We start from the raw sequence: 18,835 nt of genomic DNA on the forward strand, positions 1-18,835 counted from the left end.
GTGCCGTACCGTGATCAACCGGAATGCCGCGCCGCCCTACTTCTTGCCAGGGCGGAAGCGGCGGGTGGTCGCGAACAGCGTCGCCGACGCGGCGAACATGGCGCCCATGACCAGCGCGAGCAGCGAGTTGGAGTTCATCCCCGTGACGCCGGACGGCTGAGCGGCGCTCATCAGGCCGAGGTCGCCGACGGGCAGGGCGCCGGTGGCAGAACCGACCGCCCCACCGACCGGGGTCGAGGAGACGAGCTGCGTGGCGGGGCCGAGAGCCGAGACGGGGCTGCTCGGGGCAGGAGTGGCCTTGCCCTGGCGCTGGGCGGGCGTGGCGGGCTGGCCGGGCAGACCGGGCAGGCCCGGCAGCTCGGGCAGGCCGAGCGTGCTGGCGAGGTCGCCGACGACGGGCAGCGGAGGCAGACCGGCGCCGCTCATCTGCTGGGTGACGTTGCCCACATCCTTCAGCCCGGCCATGGCGGGCACGACGGGAAGGGCGGGCAGCAGGCCGCTGGCCTTGGAGTTGGCGACCTTGCCGCTGGAGCGCGTCCAGTGGTCGTATCCGTGGTCGTGCTCGTCGACCGGCTTGCCGACCCTGGCGCCGCCGAGGCACCCGGCGGCGGCGTCACCCAGGACGGCCACCGCGTTGCCGCAGACGTTGACGGGAGCGGTGATCGGCGCGATCACCTGGTTGCCGGCGAGGACGCCGGACCTGCCGGAGGTGGTGTTGCCACCGCCACCCACGCCGTCCTTCGGAGAGACGCTCGCGCCGCCCTTGCAGTGGGCCTCAGCCAGGCCCAGCGCCGCCACGGCGTTGCCGCAGGCGTTGATCGGAGCGGTGATCGGCGCGATCACCTGGTTGCCCGAGCCGACGCCCGACTGGCCCGAGGTCCTGTTGCCACCCGCGCCCTTGCCGCCGTTCTTGACCGAGACGCCGCCCTTGCACCCGGCGAAGGCCTCCCCGGCGAGCGCGACCGCGTTGCCGCAGACGTTGACGGGAGCGGTGATCGGCGCGACCACCTGGTTGCCGGACAGGACGCCCGAGCGACCCGAGGTGGTGTTGCCACCGGCGCCGCTGCCCGCGGCGGTGTTCTCGACCGTGCTGCCGCCCTTGCACCCGGCGGGGGCGTTGCCCACGGCGTTGCCGCAGGCGGTGATCGGCAGGCTGATCGGCGCGATCACCTGGTTGCCGCTGCCGGCGCCGAAGCGCCCGTCGGTGTCGTTGCCCGAGGAGCCCGGACGGCCGTGACCGCGGTGGTAGCCGTGCCCCGGCTTCTCGCCGCCGTTGGTGACGCTGGAGCCGCCCTTGCACCCGGCGAACGCCTGGCCGAAGACCGCGATCGCGTTGCCGCAGATGTTGATCGGGCCGCTGATCGGCGCGATCACCTGGTTGCCGCCCAGAACGGAGTTCCTGCCCGAGGTGGTGTTGCCACCGGCGCCGATGCCGGTGTTCTTGACCGACGAGCCGCCCTTGCACCCTGCCGTGGCGTCCCCGAAGATCGCCAGCGCGTTGCCGCAGGCGTTGATCGGCGCGCTGATCGGCGCGGTGACCTGGTTGCCGCCCAGGACGCTGTTGTCGCCGGAGGTCCTGTTGCCGCCCGCGCCGCCCTTGCCGGTGGTCTTGACCGTGGCGCCGCCCTTGCACCCGGCCTCGGAGCTGCCGAACAGCGACAGCGCGTTGCCGCAGGCGTTGATCGGCGCGCTGATCGGCGCGTTGACCTGGTTGCCGCCCAGGACGCTGCTGTTGCCCGAGGTCTTGCCTGGGATGCCGCCGCTCTGGCCGGTGTTCTCGACCGAGGCGCCGCCCTCGGAGCCGGCGGTGGACTCGCCGGCCACGCCGACGGAGTTGCCGCTGATGTCGACGGGAAGTGAGATCGGCAGGTTGACCTGGTTGCCGCCGCCGATGGAGGAGTCTCCGGAGGTGTCGGCGACAGCGGTACCGCTGCCGAAGGACATGACCGCTACCGCGAGCAGAGCCGCGGGGGTCGATGCCTTAGCCCACGTACGCATGATGAATGCTCCTAGTGGTTCTTGGGGGGAATGCCTGACCTGGTCGCGGGCAGCCGAGGCCGAACGAGGTCCACTGACGACCGCGCACAGCGGGAACCTCGGATTCGCGAACCAGCAAAGTGACTGATGTGTCACACGCTCTGCGGAGGGGACTCAGCCCACACTCCTGCTCTTGAGCGGAATCAGTCAGGTGAGAAAGAAGGGTCGTCCGCCGCTGTGCGGACGACGGGGGGCAGCACGCACGCCAGGGGGGCGCGCTGAGCCGTGTCCCGCGGGTCGATGACCGACCCCGCGATGTCCCCCATGCCCGGCCCGAACGGGCCGTTGCCTCCGCCGTTCGGCGCCAAGCCCTTGGCGCCCATGCTCTTGCCGGCGGAGGAAGGTGCGGGGAAGCCGGGCTTCGACTGGCTGGTGAGCCCGTCTACTTCAGCCCCGGCCATGGCCTCGGTGTTGTCCAGCACCAAGGCGGCGCCGTCTGCCGTGGGGAATCCGGCGACGGCTTGAGAGGTGTCGGCCCCTGTGGCCGCGGTGGTCTCCGCGGCCGCCGGAGCTGCTGCGAGCAGTCCGAAGAGCATGGCGAGCAGCCAACCGGCGACCAGCAGGCCGCCTACCGTGAGTGCTCGTGCGATGACCGGGCGGGCGCCGGCCGCGAACCGCGCCATCCGGGCGGCCCGATCGGTGGTCGCACGCTCTTCGAAGACAGCCACGGGCACGCGCCGAGCAGGGAAGGCCGTAGCCCTCCACTGCTGCACCGGCGTGCGTGCCACGTGACCTCCCGAGCTCCAGAACCGACCTCACTTGTGAGGCCAGTCCGTGGACTCACCCCTCAACGCTCGGTAACCGTAGCAGCACTCAAGGTGGCCGCAAGGGCTTTTCAGCAGAGTTCCAGGAATCGGTCAAGCACCCGGGTCCCAAACCGGAGCGAATCGACCGGCACCCGCTCGTCCACCCCATGGAACATCCCGGAGAAGTCCAGGTCGGCGGGGAGCTTGAGCGGCGCGAAGCCGTACCCGGTGATTCCCAGCCTGCTGAACGCCTTGAGGTCCGTCCCCCCTGAAAGCGTGTACGGCACGGCGACGCCGTCGGCGTCCTCGGCGGTGAGCGCCTGCGCCATCGCCCGCACCAGCGGCCCCTCGAAGGCGAACTCCAGCGCCACCTGGTGCTGCACGAACTCCCGCGTCACGTTCGGCCCGAGCAGCTCGTCGAGCGTGGCGAAGAACTCCTCCTCGTGCCCCGGCAGGAACCGCCCGTCCACCACGGCCTCGGCGCTCTGCGGGATGACGTTCGCCTTGTATCCGGCCTGGAACATCGTGGGGTTGGCGGTGTTGCGGAGCACCGCGCCGATCATGCGGGACAGCGGGCCGAGCCGGTCGACGTCGTCAGGGCCTATCTCCAGCTCCTCGAGCAGGCGCTTCACCGTGGGCGTCAGCCGTACGGGCCATTCGTAGCGGCCGATGCGGGCGACGGCGTCAGCGAGCTCGGTGACGGCGTTGTCGGCGTTGAGCATCGAGCCGTGGCCGGCCCGGCCCTTGGCCTTCAGCCGCATCCACGCCATGCCCTTCTCCGCTGCCTCGATGAGGTAGAGCCTTCTGTCGCCGAGAGTGACGCTGAAACCGCCGACCTCGCCGATCGCCTCGGTGACGCCCTCGAACAGCTCCCGATGGTTGTTCACCAGCCAGTTGGCCCCGTAGGCGCCGCCCGCCTCCTCGTCGGCGGTGAACATCAGCACCACGTCCCGCGGCGGCCGCCTGCCCGCGCCCGCCCACTGCCTGGCGACGGCCAGGATCATCGCGTCCATGTCCTTCATGTCCACGGCGCCCCTGCCCCAGACGCAGCCGTCGGCGATCTCACCTGACAGCGGATGGTGCGTCCAGTCGCCCGCGTCGAACGGCACGACGTCCAGATGGCCGTGCAGGAGCAGCGCTCCCCTGCTCGGGTCCTCGCCCGCGAGGCGGGCGACCACGTTGGCCCTGCGGTCGTCGCTCTCGAGAATGCGCGCCTCCAGGCCCACCTCGGCGAGCTTCTCGGCCACGTATTCGGCGGCCTGCCGCTCGCCCGGGCCCGCGTTGTCGCCCGCGTTCGTCGAGTCGATGCGGATCAGGTCTCGGCAGAGGTCGACGACCTCGTCCTCACCGGTGCGCGGGGTCATGCGGACTCCTTCGATCGGGTCTTGAGGAATCACGGTATGACGCACCCCGCAGAGTTTGCTAACCTTACTGAGCCGACGCGGGATGACGGTCCCGCGTGCAGGCACCAAGTCCGGGTGGCGGAATAGGCAGACGCGCTAGCTTGAGGTGCTAGTGCCCTTTGCGGGGCATGGGGGTTCAAGTCCCCCCTCGGACACAGACCCGTACCTCATATGGTCCTGGTTGCTGGAGACAGCGACCAGGACTTTGTGTTGTGAGGAGTGGTAGACCAGCTCCAGGCCGAGGTTGCCTGTAGATCTTTGCCTTGCGGGTTGGGTCGGCTCTCCCCAGAACCTCAACGAGACTCCCAAGTTCGCGCAGGGATGCGGCCAGGTGATCGCGGTCGAAGGGATCGGGACTGAGCAACGGGGAGACGCCTGAGCCTGTGTTCCAGCTCAGTCTTTCGGCCTTGTTCCTCGGCCATCCGAAGCCGAGCAGACCAGGGTCGGCGGCAGACGGGATGAGGCACGCGCATGCGCAGGTGCGCCATGGGATACCGCGTTCCATCGAGCGTCAGCCGAGCGCTTAGGGTGGCGGCATGGCGCAGATGACCTTGGTGGCCACAGCTCGATCCATGGCTGTGCCGGCTCTTCCTGAAGGGCTCGTGCTACGCGAACCCGAGCTCGCCGACGCCGAGGAGCTTGGCCGACTGTACTTCGAGTCCTACGCACCGGGGGTGGCGTGCGCCAGCCTTGCCGAGGCTATCGAGGAGATCCGCGCCGCCTTCAAGGGTGACTTCGGTGATCTCTGGACCGAGGCGAGCGCCGTGGTCGAGTCGCAGGGCGAACTTGTGACCGCGACTCTCGTCGTTCACCGGGCTCCGTGGCCGGATACGCCGGACTGCCCCTTCGTCACGGACCTGTTCACCGCCCCCAGGTGGCGACGCCAAGGCTTGGCTCGCACGCTATTGGCCCGCAGCCTCACGCGCGCGAGCATGATCGATCGACCCCGCCTTGCGCTTCGCGTCGAGAGCACCAACAAGCCAGCCGTCGCGCTGTATCAAGCCTTGGGCTTCCACGCCACTGACTAACACGTCACCGCAGCTCGCAGCCCTTAGGCTCCGCTACGGCGAACCAGCTGCCGCACGAGGCGCGAGACCCCCCATGCCTGAAACCAGCCCGCGACCATGAGGAACAAGGTCAGCGCGATCGGATTCGTCAGCTCTATCGGCAGCAGGTCCCACGCCTGCCAGATCAACCAGCCAAGGGGGAACGTGAGGTAGATGAGAGCCACTCCGGACAGCAGGATCGGATCCTGGACTGTCAGCAGGACCACGATCGAGTAGATACCCAGGGCCAGGACCAGGCCTGAGTATGCGAGAGCAAGGCACCCGACAGGACCGAGCTTGTGGGGCTTCGTCATTCTCACTCCAAGCGTTGACCTAGGCAAACGCGCCGAGTGTACTCACGGGTAGCCTGTTCGGCTCTCTCGATCACCTAGTCCACGGTTTGTGGTGCTCGTCACCGTGGTGGCCCCCTCGGGCCGGGTGGTCAGCGAGGTGTTCCCCCAGGCCACGGAGCGAAATGGCCTCCTTGCACGATCTGGAGATCGTCGTCCGCCGCCGGTGAAAACCGAGTGACATCTCACATCCCTTGCCGCAAGGTTGGGCACGGTCGACGAGTTTTTGTCGGTGGTGCCCGTCAGTATGTGCATGGCCATGACTGACCGTGAGACCGAAGGCTGGGACTCCAGCCACGACCCTGAGCCAACCAACCCAGATCGAGGTGCCGTGTCCAGCCCGCTGCTCGACTCACCCGCCAAATCCGCGGCGACCGCTCCAGGTCGCACCCCGCCCGTGATCCGGCTGCTGGTGCTCGCCACGTTCGTGGTCATTCTCAACGAGACGATCATGATCAACGCGATCCCGCGGCTGATGGGCGCGCTGCACATCACCGAGCAGACCGCGCAGTGGCTCTCGACCGCCTTCATGCTGACCATGGCCGCCGTCATCCCGATCAGCGGGTGGTTCCTGCAGCGGGTGTCCACCCGCCGCGCGTACGCCACCGCGATGAGTTTGTTCCTGCTCGGCACGGCGTTGGCCACCGTCGCGCCGTCGTTCGAGGTGCTGCTGGCCGCCCGCATCATCCAGGCGTCCGGGACGGCCGTGATGATGCCGCTGCTGATGACCACGCTGATGCAGGTGGTGCCCGAGTCAGATCGGGGCCGGGTGATGGGCAACGTCACGCTGGCCATCTCGGTCGCGCCCGCAATGGGCCCGGCGGTCTCGGGGGTCATCCTCCAGTTCGGGGACTGGTGGCTGCTGTTCGCCGTGGTGCTCCCCATCGCCGCCGTGATCACGTGGCGCGGCCTGAAGCAGCTCGAGAACATCGGCGAGCCCCAGTTCAGCACCATCGACTGGTTCAGCGTGGTGACCGCCGCTGCCGGCTTCGGCGGCCTGGTCTACGGGCTCAGCCGGTTCCAGGGCGGTGATGTCCGCGTTGCCGCCGCAATCGTGGCGGCCGGCCTGGTCACCATCGCCGTCTTCGTCTTCCGCCAGCTGTCGTTGCAGAAGCGCGGTGTGCCGCTGATGGACCTGCGTACCCTGCGCCACCGCACCTACACGGTCGCGCTGATCCTGATGTCGGTGGCCTTCATGGCCATGCTCGGCTCGATGATCCTGCTGCCGCTGTACCTCCAGAACGTCCGCGAACTCAGCGCCCTGCAGACCGGGCTCCTCGTGATGCCGGGCGGCCTCGCGATGGGGCTGCTCGGTCCGACCGTCGGCCGCCTGTTCGACCGGTTCGGCGGCCGGGTTCTGGTCATCCCAGGCGCGATCGGGATCACGCTCTCGCTCGCCGGCTTCACCCAGGTCACGATGACCATGCCGTACTGGCAGCTCCTCGGCCTGCACGCGCTGATGATGGTGAGTCTGGCCGCGACCTTCACCCCGGTCTTCACTCTCGGGCTCGGAGCAGTTCCCCCGCATCTCTACTCGCACGGCAGCTCGATCCTGAGCACGCTGCAGCAGGTCGCCGCCGCCTTCGGCACCGCGCTCGTGGTCACCGTGATGAGCGCGCGAGCCGACGCCCTGAAATCCGCGGGAGTCACCGAGGCACTCGCCAACCTCGACGGCATGCGGCTGGCCTTCATCATCGGCGCGGTGCTGTCCGTGGCTGTGGTCGTCACCGCCCTGCTCTTGCCAGCCCGGGCGGACAACGCCGGCAAGCTCGAGGGAACCGGCCACTGAAGTCGATCTCCCTTGCCGGACGGGCTCACCCTTCCTGGCGAGCATGCATCTCGCGGACGCGGTCGAGTACGCGAGCCGACCGTTGACGTACAGGGTTCGAACTGGACCGCGATGAACGGGATGTCCGCGACCGGCGGCGGTGGCACGGGGTGAGCCGCCGCCAGGCCCCAGTCACACGTCGACATACGGGGAAGAATCTCGTGCGGATCTTGGTGGGATGCTTAGCCGCCGTGGTGGTCGTTCCTTTGGCCGGGCTGCTCTTACTGTTTGTGCCGCCGATCTGGGAGGGCAATGGCCGGCTCGACGAGTTCCATGAGCGCGTGACTGCGTATCCGCTCCCACCGAAGGCTCAGGTCCGCGACAGCGACACATCAATCAGCAGGGCGCCAACCAATGGCGACTACTGCGAATATTCGGTCCGCCTGACGCTTCAGACCGATCTGTCTCCGGCGGCTGTCCAGGGTTACTACGGCAAGGCCGCCATCGTTGGATTGTCCGGGCCAGCGCAAGTCTCGGTGCGGCCCGGCGACAGTGATTCTGTCGTCGTGGAGTTCTTTGACCTCGACGGCAACCCGTGGGACCTACGTTGCACCTAGGTATCACCAACCAGGATGTACGGTGCTACGGAGGAGGGCAGACGCCATATGGCAGACGAGCAGATGACGACGATCGGCAGATGCTATGGATGCAAGCGCACCTTCAGTTTCATCCCTGGGAGCGTCACGACAGTCACGATCGACCCCGAGACCGGTCTTCCTCCCGGCATGACGGTGTTGGGTACCACCCGCGAGCCGACACCCGAAGCGACGGCCAGATCGGTTAAGGAACCCATCTGCCCCGACTGCCTGAACAAGGCGAAACAATTCATGCATCCGCCCGCCCCTCAATTCGAAACCTGGCAGAGCAACCCTGGAACTGATTGAAGGGCAGAGCGCACCGATAAATCGCCGATACCGCAAGAGCGGGCGCGACCACAAGGCGGCCAAGCCGGTCACACATGCAGGCGATCGCCCGAGCCAACCTCATGAACCAAGGGGGTCCGCGGGGGCAGACAAGACGATCAGGCAGGCGATGATGTCGGTCGGCGTTCGAAGCCCTGGCTGCGGGTCACAAGCGGCAGTGTCAGCCGATGCTTCCGGAGGCGAATGAGGTGATCTCGCCCGTTGTGGTGTCGGTGCTGCCGATGGCCGAGACTACGGCCACTATCGGCGCAAAGTCGTGCAGCACCTCTGTGGCCCGCACGACCTCTTCGCGCTTCAGCCCCACAGCAAGGGTGCAGTGTGGCACCCAATTGCCGGGGAGATAGCACGGCCAGTGCTTGATCGACTGATTCGCGAGAGCGGCGTGAACCCGGTTGTGGAAAGTCAGCAGCTCGTGGGTCACCGTCGCACCGAGAAAGAGCACACCTTCGGCACCGGGGAAAAGTCCCAGAGAGCTCAACTTCAAGGTGGGCCTGCTTTCGGCCAAGACCGATCGCAAGTCGCCCAGGTCCGTGCCGGTGAGGGATTCGGCGACGGTCAGTGACACATGAGGACGGTGGCGACGGTGAGTCAGCGTCGCCAGACTAGGGAGCCCGTGATCGTCGAGGATCTCCCACAGCTGATGGACCGCCGCTTCAGCGTGATCATCCAGGAACATCTCGATCGCGTGCGCCACTTGTTCACCTTGTCATGAGCGCCGTTCACCGGGCCAGGTCTGCCGGCCTCCCCGCTGTCGGCGCCGGTCAGGCTCCAGTGGTACGGGGTCGGGGTAGTTCCCAAGCTGCGGCCCGAAGGCGAGGGAGGAGCAAGCCCTTGAACCGAGGGCCGCAGGAGGGAACTCGTCATCTGCTGGTTGCCACGCATACCGGCTCACTGCTGGCCCAGTGCTCCCACCATGTCCGTCACCTCTCTTCGGCAGAGAGACGCCCGCCCAGACCCGTCTCCGGCCTGGTGTCATACGGCGAGCGGGCCGCCCGTCGGCGGTTTCCTAACGGGCTCGTCGACAACCGCGTCCGACCCGCCCGCCGTGCCGGGTTCCGCTGGTCGTCAGGTGAGCCTGGACCGGTAGATCGCCCTGGCTCGCTCGTACAGCGTCAGATGGGCCTCATACTGCTCCTCGGTGTCGAACCTGCCATCCACCTGAAGCAGCGACTGCAAGAGGTCCAGCCACCGAAGGCACCACTCCACATCGGCTCGCCTGGCCACGTGCCGGCCCGCCACATCCAGGTAGACCGGGCTGGTGTGCGCGTAGGCGCCAGACGGATGACATGACCGCGGATGCGGCCCTCCGGTGGCGACCGCGACCACGTAGGTCGGCTCGCGGACCACCAGTTCGGTCATCAGCTCGCCTGGGGCGCCATGGGCGATGATGCCCTCGTCGGTGCGAATCTCCAGTCTCTCCACCTCGGGCCCGATCGATCTGACCCTGATCTCGACGCTGTCGCCTGGAGCCAGCTGCGCGGTGTCGCCCGGGCCGTACCCACTGATCGTGAGATCCAGCCAAGGACCGGTAGTGGCGAACGTACGGCCCAGCCGGATCGCCTCGGCGAAGGACTCGGCGGTGAGGGCTTCGCCGACGTGGGCGTAGACCCGCTGCCAGCCGGGCGGGCTGGAGGCGGTCCCGCGGCGCGAGATCGACAGGACCGAATCGCTGCCGGCGGTGACCGCCAGCCGATTGCCCGCCCCGATCAGGCGCCGGTACACCACCGCCGTGGCCTGAATGGAGGAATGGTTGAGCACGTCGAGCGAGTCGACGAGACCGAGCGCCGCGTCGGCGACGATCTCTCTGGCCGAGCAGTTGCGCCCGGCGGCCACGCCCCCGTCGGGCGGGTCGGTATCCGAAAGGTCCGTGTGGAAGGGGTGACCGTAGCCGGTGACCGCCCCCAGCGCCCGTAACTCCTCGAGCGCGAAGGCGTTGGGCTCCCGGTCGGCTGTTGCGGCGAACCCGGAGTGAAACCGTGCCGGCGGGGCGGCGAGCCCGAAGGCGGTGACGTGCCCGAGCAGGTCGTTGCGGTATTCCACCCCGAATCTGGCCAGGTGCCGCTCGTCCGACCAGGGCAGGTCCTGGCCCGCCCAATGGGCCAGCGCCTCACGATCGTAGACGCGATCTCCAGCGACGTTGCCTGCCACCAGGTTGAGGACGTGCAGGTCCTCACCGTGCTGGACGGCCGCGGCCAGCTCCGGCGCCGCCGGTTCGTCGCCCATCCAATTGAGGTGGACGTGGAGGTCGCCGCCGTACCAGCCGAGGGCGGCCGCGTCGTAGAGCCGTTCGGGAGTCAGCTCGATCAGCCGTTCCTCGCCGGGCGCGAGATGGAGCGAGATCTCGGCGGTGGCGTACTCCATGCCACGAGTCACGGACACGCTGATCGGCTCGGCCGGGACCTCGAGCGTCACGTCGTCGCCGTGGAAGTACGGCCTGCGGTGGTGGTCGAGCTTGCGTGGCACGCCCTCGGGGTACCAGCCTTGGCCGTTCGTTCCTGCCACGCTCCACCGGCAGGGCATCCCTGCGCGCAGCCGGATCCTGGCCCCTTCGACCCGCCTGGTGAGCGTGCCGAGGTCGACCGGGTGTCCGTCGACGACCACCTCGTCGGTGCTGTCGATCTCGACCAGCCTGGCTCCGTGCGGTTCCAGCTCGTACGGCACGCCGCCGACGACGACCCTGACGGGCTCTTCCCTGCTCGAGTCGAGCATCAGCGTGGTGCGCAGCGGCGTGTCGTCGAGCACGACCAGGGTCGTGGCCTCGACCATGGAGCCCCGCGGGGTGAGACGCAGGGCGGCCAGGTTGTCGAGCACGTCACCGGCCAACGCGTCACGCACGACCTGGTCGAGATCGAGATCGGCCATGTAGTGATCCAGATCGCGGCGCCCCGCACCGGGGACCGAGCCGGCAAGCCGGCGGAAGCAGGCCCCCCAGTAGTCATAGCCCTTCATCAGGTACGCGCTGGTCCGCACCTCACCGACGTACGGGATGAGCTGCTCTCCCCAGCACACTCCGTGCCGATCGCGCAGGGCCCGGTACTCCCGCAGTGCACGGGCGACGGTCTCGGGCAGCAGCGGATCCTCTGGCACAGCTGCCTCCTCAGATCGGCTCGAGTTCCTCGAGCGCCTTCCGCACGTCCGCGTCCTCGGGATCGAGTTCGGCGGCACGGGCCAGGTCGAATCGGGCGGTCTCGGTCCTGCCGAGGTCGCGCAGGGCAACCGCCCTGTTGAAGAGGAAGGTCGGGTTCTCCTCCAGCTCGATGGCACGGCCCAGGTCGGCGACCGCGGCCTCGAGATCGCCGGTCTCGTATGCGAGCGCACCGCGGCTGGCAAGGGTCGCCGCGGAGCGCGGGTCGATCTCCAGGGCGGCCTCGAACGCCTTCCACGCCTCAGCCTGGCGGCCCGTGGCGGCCTCGGCCTGCCCCAGCGCCGACAGCAGGTACGCGTTACGTGGATCCAGTTCGAGACCTCGTACGGCATCGGCCCTGGCCTTCTCATACTCCCCGAGCGCCGCCCAGATCCCGGACCGGTTGATGTAGGCGTCGACGAATTCGGGGTCGAGTTCGAGCACGTAGCCGAGGTCGGTCAGTGCTCCTTCGAGGTCGCCTGCCGCGAAGCGGATCTCTGCCCGGTTGTAGTACGGCTCGGGGAACGGCAGTCCGACCCGCATCGCCGTCTCGTAGTCGGCCACGGCCTCGTCCGTACGGCCCAGCCGGTTCAGGAGGTTGCCTCGCTCGATGTAGTAGTCGGGGTAGCCGGGATCGGCGGAGATCGCCGCGTCGAGGTCGGGTAGAGCCCCTTCGGGATCGCCCATCATCGTCAGGAGGCTCGCCCGGTTGGCCCTCAGCACCAGGCGGTGGATCGGATGCTCGCCCTCCCCGAGGTCCCGGTCAGCTAGCGCGATGGCTTCCTCGACGAGTTCGAGGGCGGTGTCGAGCCGGTCGCGACGGGTCTGGACCAGAGCGGCGCCGTTGAGGTCGAAGCTCAGATGGAAGGCCCGCTCACGCCGGTCGGGCAGCAGCGAGGTGATGGTGATCGCCTCGTTGATCCAAGCCATCGCCTCCTCCGGGTCCCTGCGGGCGGGCACGTGGTGGCGGACCAGCGACATCGCGGTGGCGTAGGCCGCTGTCGCGCGGGCCTTCGGCTCGACACCCCGCCGACGCGCCTCGTCGAACAGTGCTCGCGCCGCGTCTTCGCGATCAGTGGCCGAGTAGGCCAGCGCTGTGCCGTACGAGATCCGCCACCAGGTCTCCACCTCGGCGCCGGGGTCGAGCAGCGCCAGCGCGCGCTCTCCGAAGTCGGCCGTGGCGTGGTGGAAACCCTCCATGAGGCAGCGGCTCATCGCCCCCCACAGCGCCTTCACCGCGAGCTCCCTGTCGCTGCCTCGCTCCCGGTGAAACGTGATCTCCCCGAACTGCGGTCGGATCAGCCCGGACTCCTCCAGCTCGTCGGCCAGCCTGTCGTGCTCCTCGGGGGCAAGTGGCTCGTACGGGCTCGCGTCGCCCTTGACGATCTCAAGCAGACTTCCATCCAGGCGGCGCTCCACCACCTCGAGGAACTCCCTGTCGGCGGCGTCGGCCCGGTCGGCGTTCGTCACAGTCAAGGTCATCGGCCCGACCGCGGCGAGATGATCGCGGACGAACTCGGCCAGGCCGTTGGCGATGCGCAGGGTGTGGCGAGAGCCGGGGATCAATATCCGTTCGGACTTGGCGAGCTGGGCTGCGATGGACTGGCGACGGGCAGGGACGTGCAGATCGGGGGCGACGGCACGCAGCTCCACGTCGTGCGCGGCGACCAGTTCGGGATGGCGCTCCATGGCGACGGGGACGAGGGCGTGCGCCAAGGTGGCGGCGACCGCGTACACGCCGTGTAGCCGCCCGTCGGCGTCGGCCGACAGCAGATTCATGGGTTTTCCTCCTGGGAACGAAGGGCGTGTCCGGTGTGGACGGGTACCTCGTGGAGCGACCGCAGAGGAGAGGCGAGCAGGACGGCGGTGGGCACGGAGAAGAGCACCGCCCCCACGGCGAGCGTCGCCCACAGGCCCCACCAGGTGGCAAGCAGGCCGAACAGGATGGCGAACACCGGCTTGGAACCCAGGGCCAGCCAGCGGGACGTAGCGTTCATCCGGCCCATGAGCTGGGGCGGGCAGATGAGCTGGCGGAAGCTGCGATTGGCGGCGATGTAGGCCATCTGAACGGCGATGGCCAGGCAGTGACCGACCGTGACCAGCACGTATCCCGCAAGCCCTGGCCCGGCGACCAGGGTGGGGATCAGGTCTAGCGCGTACCCGGTCACCGAAAGCAGCATGAGCCGGGGCAGTCCCAGCCAGTTGGTGAGCCGCTTGGTGAGCAGCCCTCCGGCGATGCCGCCCGCGGCGCTGATGGCCATGCAGATCCCCGTCTCGGCGGCCGTCCAGTGCAGTTCGCGGTAGACGTACACGATCCACAGCGACCACACGCCGCCGATCCCGGCTGAAACGAGCGCGTTGGCCACGACCGTGGGACGCATCAGCGGGTCGCCGAACACATAGCGCAGGCCCTCGGCGATGTCCGAACGCAGCCGCGAACCGGCCGGCCGCGGCGCCGGGGGCGGCTCGGGAGTCTTGATCAGCATGAGACAGACGGCGCTGACGAGATAGGACACCGCATCCACTGTCACCGCTCTGGCGGCCCCGATCACCGTGATCAAGCCACCGGCGCCGCCCTGGCCGACGACGGTGGCGAACGACATCGAGACCCCGAGCTTCCCGTGGCCCTCCACGAGCTGGTCGCCCCGGAGCAGGGTCGGCAGATAGCTCTGGTATGCCGTGTCGAACACCACGGCGAACAACGCCGCCACCAACGCCACCGCGTACAGCTGGGCGAAGCTCAGCGCCCCCATCGCGGCGGCGAAGGGAATCGAGCCGAGGACCACGGCCTGGCAGAGATTGCACCACACCATCAACGCCCGCCGTCGCCGCCGGTCCACTAACGCGCCAACCGGCAGCGACGCGACCAGATGGGGGATGTAGCCGGCCGCGCTGAGCAGGCTGACCTGCAGCGGGGAGGCCGACAGCATCGTCAGCGCGACGAAGGGAAGGGCGAGGGCGCTCAGCTCTGTTCCGGCCATGCTGATCGACTGGCCACCCCAGAGAAGCATGAAGTCACGGTGCCTCCAGAGTGACCTCGCACGGGCCATATGTGCCCTTCCTTTCGCCACGAAGATCACTCATCCTAATTAACGATCAGGTATGTGGCTAGACTTTCGATCTCTGTACGCACCCGTGATAGTGAGGATGAAATGACGAGAGAACCGAGATTTTCTCCTGGTCAAGCCCTCATTGACAGGGGAATCGCGCAGCGCAGGGCCGGAGAGTTCAGACGCGCGGAAGGGACACTCGCCCAGGCCTTGACGTTCTTCCGGGAGCGGGAAGACCGGCTCGGTGAGGCGGATACACTCGCCGAACTCTCCCTCGCGCACTCGACAATGGGTGATTCCCCGCTCGCTATCCGTGAACTGCTGTCCGCCATCGACCTCTACCGCGACGCGGACAATCGGCTGGGGCAGGCGGAAGCACTCGACCGGCTCGGCACCGTGCAACATCTCACCGGCGAATGCGCCGCCTCGATCGAGGCCTTCACCGAGGCTCTCGCCATCTTCCGGCAACTGGAGAATCGGCAAGGAGAAGCCAGAGCCGTCAAGAATCTCGGCTTCGTGCTCTACCTGACCGGCGACTATCCGCATGCGAAGAAACACCTTGCCACGGCGCTGACCCATTACCGGGAGTTGGGCGATCGGCTCGGCGAAGCCAACACGCTGAAAAACATCGGGGTCGTGCAGCAGTTGACCGGCGACCATTCAGCCGCGACCGTCAACCTGACGCAGGCCCTCGACCTCTACCGTGAGCTGGGAAACCGGATGGGCCAGGTCAACGCCCTCAACTGCCTTGGCGTCGTCCAATACCTCACCGGCGCCCTTGCCGCCGCGAACGCCGGCGTCTCCGAGGCGTTGACCCTGGCCCGCGACCTTCCCTATCGGGTCGGGGAGGCCGATTCCCTGCGGGAGCTGGGCTTCATCCATCACCTGACCGGCGACCACGAAGCCGCGCTACGCACCCTCAGGCAGGCCATTGAGGTCTTCCTCGAAACCGGCGATCGGCTGGGTCGCGTCGAAGCGCTCAACCGGCTCGGCCGGGTGCTTCTCGACGGCGCGCAGGCGCCGGAAGAGGCGCTTGCCGCCTATGTCGAGGCGCGCGAACTCGCCCATGAAACCGGCAGCCGACACGAGGAAGCAAGGGCTATGGAAGGCGTCGGCCGCTGTCTCACTCTTACGACGAACGGCACGGACGCAGCTATCAGGGAGCTGAATCGAGCACTCGAGCTCTACCGAGATTTGGACGTGCCAGAATTCGCTCGCACCGCCGAGTTCCTGAAGCACGTCCAACTCGCCACCAATCTCCCTATTGACACATGTGATCTCTCGACAGAAAGTGGTCAGGGCGTTCATCGATCATGAAGGAGTACACAATGAAGAAGGTCATCATCCACAAGCCTGGTACGGTGCGGCTGACCGGAGCGGCTACGCCGAAGCACGCTGACCCGACCTGCTGATTTCCGCTGAGGGCACGTCGCCGTATCCCACTTCAGGTGTCGGCCGGCGAGCAGGCGCATGCTTTCACGATCCATCTCTTTGCCAGAAAGGGCTTGCGCCTGCATGCCCCCTTGTCCCGAGTTGCTTTGGGCCTTTTCCGGAGAAGCGTTGACCAGTACTCCAGCACTTCCGGACGTAGCCAGAGAAACGCCAGGATCTGATGCTCATTCGGCGGCGGCTCTTGTGAGGAGCCATCCTCGGCGGGTGCTGCGCCGCATCCAGGTCACGGCTGTGCTCCTCATGCCCGCGGGCGGCATCCTGCAGATCCTTCCGTGCCACACCGATCAGCGCTGACATCACATCGCCCGCCACGGCAAGTGCTGCCCTGACCCGGTCGCTCCCCTGGCTGCGGCGAGCGCCTTCGCGTGACTCGACAACCAGCACGTCATCCTGGATTCCGCCAGCACGTCGACGGGCGGGCCACGTCGTGGTCGCTCCTGAGGGGCGGCGTGAAGGGAAGATCACAACCGGCCTGCACGGCTGGTCCTCATGTGCTGAGATATGGCGACATGGCGCAGACGAATGCACGGACCTCCGTCGTCAGGGGCGCGGTGGTGGGTCTGGTGGTCGGTCTGGCGGTGGCGGCCATCCACGCGGACGCGGCGGCCCAGGACCACGAATTCGGTACGGAGCTCTATTACCTGGCGATGCTCGCCGTTCCCTTTCCGCTCGGCGGCGGTGCGGCCCGCCTGCTGCGGATGTCGCGCTGGGGCGTCGTGTCGATCATCGGCGCGATCGCGACCTTGCTCCTGGGCACGGCCGTGTGGCGCGTTGTACCCGAGAACACCCTCTTCGGCGTCGACGACCCGCGGGCCGGCGGCGTGTGGGTGCTCGCCGGATTGATCGGCTACCTCGCGGCGGCCTGGTGGGCACGCGAGACCGGGGGCTGGTGGGGCCGGATCACCATTGCCGGCCTGTTGGTCACGGCGCAGGTGGCCACGCTCCAGGTGGAGGAGCCGTTGCGCCGCTCGCGGGAGGTGTCGGCTTTCGAGCGGGCGGGCGTCCCGTTGGTGGCCCCGGAGGTCGCGGGCCACACGTTGAACCGGGCCGAGGTGTGGTCCGGCGATCAGGAGGAAGGCGGCTCGGCGATCCTCCTCGAATACGAGCGTGGCCGCGGCGACGCCTATGACAGCACCTGGTCACAGGTCCGGGTGTTCGTCCGCCCGGTCTCGGCCGCCACCCCCGAGGCGGCGTGCGCCACGCCGTACCCGCTCCTGATGTGGGGCACCGAAGGCGGCCCGTGCCGGTCGGCCGGCGGCGGCCGGTGGGTCCGCCAAGACCCCGACGGCGTGACCGCGGTGTTCGCCAGGCACGGGAACGCCCTGGTCCAGCTCGACAGCGGAAGCGCGTCCGAAGCGGACCTCCTGGCCGTGCTCCGCACGGTGCGCCCGGTCTCGGCCGTCACTCTCGCGAACGTCTAGGTCGTGTCTCGAAGTCCGGTGTGTTGGTGTTCGTGAAGTAGATGAGGTCTCCGGTAGATGGGTTGATCGACCAAGAAAAACCTGAATACCGGAGACCTCGTGGCCACCCTAGCTGTGTCGCGGCGGTTCGATCTGACCGATGCGCAGTGAGCGCGGCTGGAGCCACTGCTGCCCGTGCCCGTCCGGTCGGGACGACCGCCTTCATGGACGAAACGGCAGCTCATAGACGGGATCCGGTGGCGGGTGAGGGTCGGCGCACCGTGGCGGGACGTCCCGGAACATTACGGATCCTGACAGGCGGTGTACTCGCTGTTCCGCCGATGGCAGCGGGCCGGTGTCTGGGCGGGGATCATCACCAAGCTGCAGGCCCGGGCTGACGCGGTCGGCCGGATCAGCTGGGAGATCAGTGTGGACTCCACAACAGCCCGCGCCCACCAGCACGCCGCCGGCGCACGATCTGCCCCGCAGAAAGAGCCCGCCGGTGGCGTCACGACCGAGCCCGCCGACCACGCTCGGGGACGTTCCCGAGGCGGGTTCACCACCAAGATCCCCCTCGCCTGTGAGCAAGGCCAGAAGGTGATGTCGCTGCTGCTCACCGCGGGCCAGCGTGGTGACTCCCCGCAGTTCCGGAACGTCCTGAACGCCATCAACGTCCCCCGGATCGGGGCCGGTCGTCCGCGCACCCGGCCTGACCGGCGACAAGGCCTACAGCTCCCGCGCCAACCGCGCCTACCTGCGCAGGCGCAGCATCCTCGCGACGATCCCCGAACCTGCCGACCAGATCCGCCACCGCAAGGACCGAGGCAGAGCCGGGGGACGTCCACCCCGCTTCAGCTGCGAGGACTACCGAGGCCGTCACGCCGTCGAATGCGGCATCAACCGACTCAAACGCCACCGCGGCGCCGCCACCCGCTACGACAAACTCGCCGTCCGCTATGAGGCCAGCCTCCACATCGCCATCATCAACGACTGGCTGCTGACCTCGCGTTGAGTCAGGGTCCTAGTCGTGCTTGGGCCAGGTCGGGCCCTGGTCGGTCCAGATGACACCCTTGTTGCGGCACAGGCAGAAGGGGTGGCCAATCGGGTCGGTATAGACCCGCCAGCCGTAGCCTTCGGGGCCGATGAAGTCCTGCTGCAGCGTCGCGCCGAGTTCGAGGACGCGGCGCTGCTCGGATTCGATGTCGTCCACTTCGAAGTCGAGGTGGAACTGCTTGGGGTGCTCGCTGTCGGGCCACTGCGGGGCGCGGTAATCGTCCACCCGGATGAAGGCCAGCTCGATCTCACCGAATTGGATACCGGCCCAGTTCTCGTGGCTGCCTTCCTTGATCGGGCGGCCTGTCACCTCGGAGTAGAAAGCCGCCAGCTTCATGGTGTCCGGGCAGTCGATGATGAAATCGGTGAGTTTGAGCATCCCGCGAGCTTGCCAGAAGATCACGGGAGCCTGAGAGTTGCCCC

General features: G+C 67.9%; 15 protein-coding genes, 1 tRNA gene and 1 pseudogene. 8 read left to right on the forward strand and 9 right to left on the reverse strand.

The features are described 5' to 3' along the window. Nucleotides 1–36: 36 nt before the first annotated feature. The 3 genes from H4W81_RS49585 to H4W81_RS34535 all read right to left on the reverse strand — a co-directional run bounded on the left by H4W81_RS49585 (nucleotide 37) and on the right by H4W81_RS34535 (nucleotide 4,147). Nucleotides 37–1,998, reverse strand: coding sequence for a chaplin family protein (locus H4W81_RS49585; protein WP_192778629.1), 1,962 nt, complete (start codon nucleotides 1,996–1,998; stop codon nucleotides 37–39). 182 nt (nucleotides 1,999–2,180) lie between these two features. After that, nucleotides 2,181–2,711, reverse strand: coding sequence for a hypothetical protein (locus H4W81_RS34530; protein WP_318782179.1), 531 nt, complete (start codon nucleotides 2,709–2,711; stop codon nucleotides 2,181–2,183). 161 nt (nucleotides 2,712–2,872) lie between these two features. Beyond that, on the reverse strand, nucleotides 2,873–4,147 hold the full coding sequence (locus H4W81_RS34535; protein WP_192778631.1) for a M20/M25/M40 family metallo-hydrolase: 1,275 nt from the start codon (nucleotides 4,145–4,147) through the stop codon (nucleotides 2,873–2,875). 108 nt (nucleotides 4,148–4,255) lie between these two features. Between H4W81_RS34535 and H4W81_RS34540 the strand changes: the two genes are divergently transcribed. After that, a tRNA-Leu gene (locus H4W81_RS34540) sits at nucleotides 4,256–4,341 on the forward strand. 381 nt (nucleotides 4,342–4,722) lie between these two features. Beyond that, nucleotides 4,723–5,214: a GNAT family N-acetyltransferase gene (locus H4W81_RS34545; protein ID WP_192778632.1), complete on the forward strand. Its 492-nt coding sequence runs from the start codon at nucleotides 4,723–4,725 to the stop codon at nucleotides 5,212–5,214. A 23-nt stretch (nucleotides 5,215–5,237) separates the two neighbouring features. Here H4W81_RS34545 and H4W81_RS34550 read toward each other — a convergent pair whose 3' ends face one another. After that, nucleotides 5,238–5,546, reverse strand: coding sequence for an SCO4225 family membrane protein (locus tag H4W81_RS34550; protein WP_192778633.1), 309 nt, complete (start codon nucleotides 5,544–5,546; stop codon nucleotides 5,238–5,240). 367 nt (nucleotides 5,547–5,913) lie between these two features. Here H4W81_RS34550 and H4W81_RS34555 point away from each other — a divergent pair, with 367 nt between their 5' ends. The 3 genes from H4W81_RS34555 to H4W81_RS34565 all read left to right on the forward strand — a co-directional run bounded on the left by H4W81_RS34555 (nucleotide 5,914) and on the right by H4W81_RS34565 (nucleotide 8,294). Beyond that, the gene (locus H4W81_RS34555; RefSeq protein ID WP_318782180.1) at nucleotides 5,914–7,371 is read left to right on the forward strand and encodes an MDR family MFS transporter; all 1,458 of its coding nucleotides are present in this window, start codon (nucleotides 5,914–5,916) and stop codon (nucleotides 7,369–7,371) included. A gap of 200 nt (nucleotides 7,372–7,571) precedes the next feature. Continuing rightward, a complete protein-coding gene (locus H4W81_RS34560; RefSeq protein ID WP_192778635.1) occupies nucleotides 7,572–7,967 on the forward strand; it encodes a hypothetical protein in 396 nt (131 codons plus the stop codon). Nucleotides 7,968–8,015: 48 nt separating this feature from the next. Next, on the forward strand, nucleotides 8,016–8,294 hold the full coding sequence (locus tag H4W81_RS34565; RefSeq protein ID WP_192778636.1) for a hypothetical protein: 279 nt from the start codon (nucleotides 8,016–8,018) through the stop codon (nucleotides 8,292–8,294). Between the two features lie 199 nt (nucleotides 8,295–8,493). On the opposite strand, the gene H4W81_RS34570 is transcribed toward H4W81_RS34565, so the two are convergent. From H4W81_RS34570 to H4W81_RS34585, 4 genes are all read right to left on the reverse strand, one after another. Beyond that, a complete protein-coding gene (locus tag H4W81_RS34570) occupies nucleotides 8,494–9,027 on the reverse strand; it encodes a 2'-5' RNA ligase family protein (RefSeq protein ID WP_192778637.1) in 534 nt (177 codons plus the stop codon). Nucleotides 9,028–9,398: 371 nt separating this feature from the next. After that, nucleotides 9,399–11,420, reverse strand: a complete 2,022-nt coding sequence (locus H4W81_RS34575) for a CehA/McbA family metallohydrolase (RefSeq protein ID WP_318782182.1) — start codon at nucleotides 11,418–11,420, stop codon at nucleotides 9,399–9,401. 10 nt (nucleotides 11,421–11,430) lie between these two features. Further along, a complete protein-coding gene (locus H4W81_RS34580) occupies nucleotides 11,431–13,236 on the reverse strand; it encodes a tetratricopeptide repeat protein (RefSeq protein ID WP_225958935.1) in 1,806 nt (601 codons plus the stop codon). Further along, nucleotides 13,233–14,507, reverse strand: a complete 1,275-nt coding sequence (locus H4W81_RS34585; RefSeq protein ID WP_225958936.1) for an MFS transporter — start codon at nucleotides 14,505–14,507, stop codon at nucleotides 13,233–13,235. Before H4W81_RS34585 ends, H4W81_RS34580 begins: the two co-directional genes overlap by 4 nt. Before the next feature lie 210 nt (nucleotides 14,508–14,717). Here H4W81_RS34585 and H4W81_RS34590 point away from each other — a divergent pair, with 210 nt between their 5' ends. The 3 genes and pseudogenes from H4W81_RS34590 (at nucleotide 14,718) to H4W81_RS34600 (ending at nucleotide 18,371) form a co-directional block, all read left to right on the forward strand. Beyond that, entirely contained in the window at nucleotides 14,718–15,824 is a 1,107-nt protein-coding gene (locus H4W81_RS34590; RefSeq protein WP_192778639.1) for a tetratricopeptide repeat protein, read from the forward strand. A 644-nt stretch (nucleotides 15,825–16,468) separates the two neighbouring features. Next, entirely contained in the window at nucleotides 16,469–17,380 is a 912-nt protein-coding gene (locus tag H4W81_RS34595; protein ID WP_192778640.1) for a hypothetical protein, read from the forward strand. A 156-nt stretch (nucleotides 17,381–17,536) separates the two neighbouring features. Beyond that, nucleotides 17,537–18,371, forward strand: a pseudogene (locus H4W81_RS34600) (IS5 family transposase). A gap of 9 nt (nucleotides 18,372–18,380) precedes the next feature. Here the strand turns inward: H4W81_RS34600 and H4W81_RS34605 are convergent. Further along, a complete protein-coding gene (locus tag H4W81_RS34605) occupies nucleotides 18,381–18,791 on the reverse strand; it encodes a VOC family protein (protein WP_192778641.1) in 411 nt (136 codons plus the stop codon). Between the last annotated feature and the right edge of the window lie 44 nt (nucleotides 18,792–18,835).

The organism is Nonomuraea africana (assembly GCF_014873535.1).
Classification (GTDB): domain Bacteria; phylum Actinomycetota; class Actinomycetes; order Streptosporangiales; family Streptosporangiaceae; genus Nonomuraea; species Nonomuraea africana.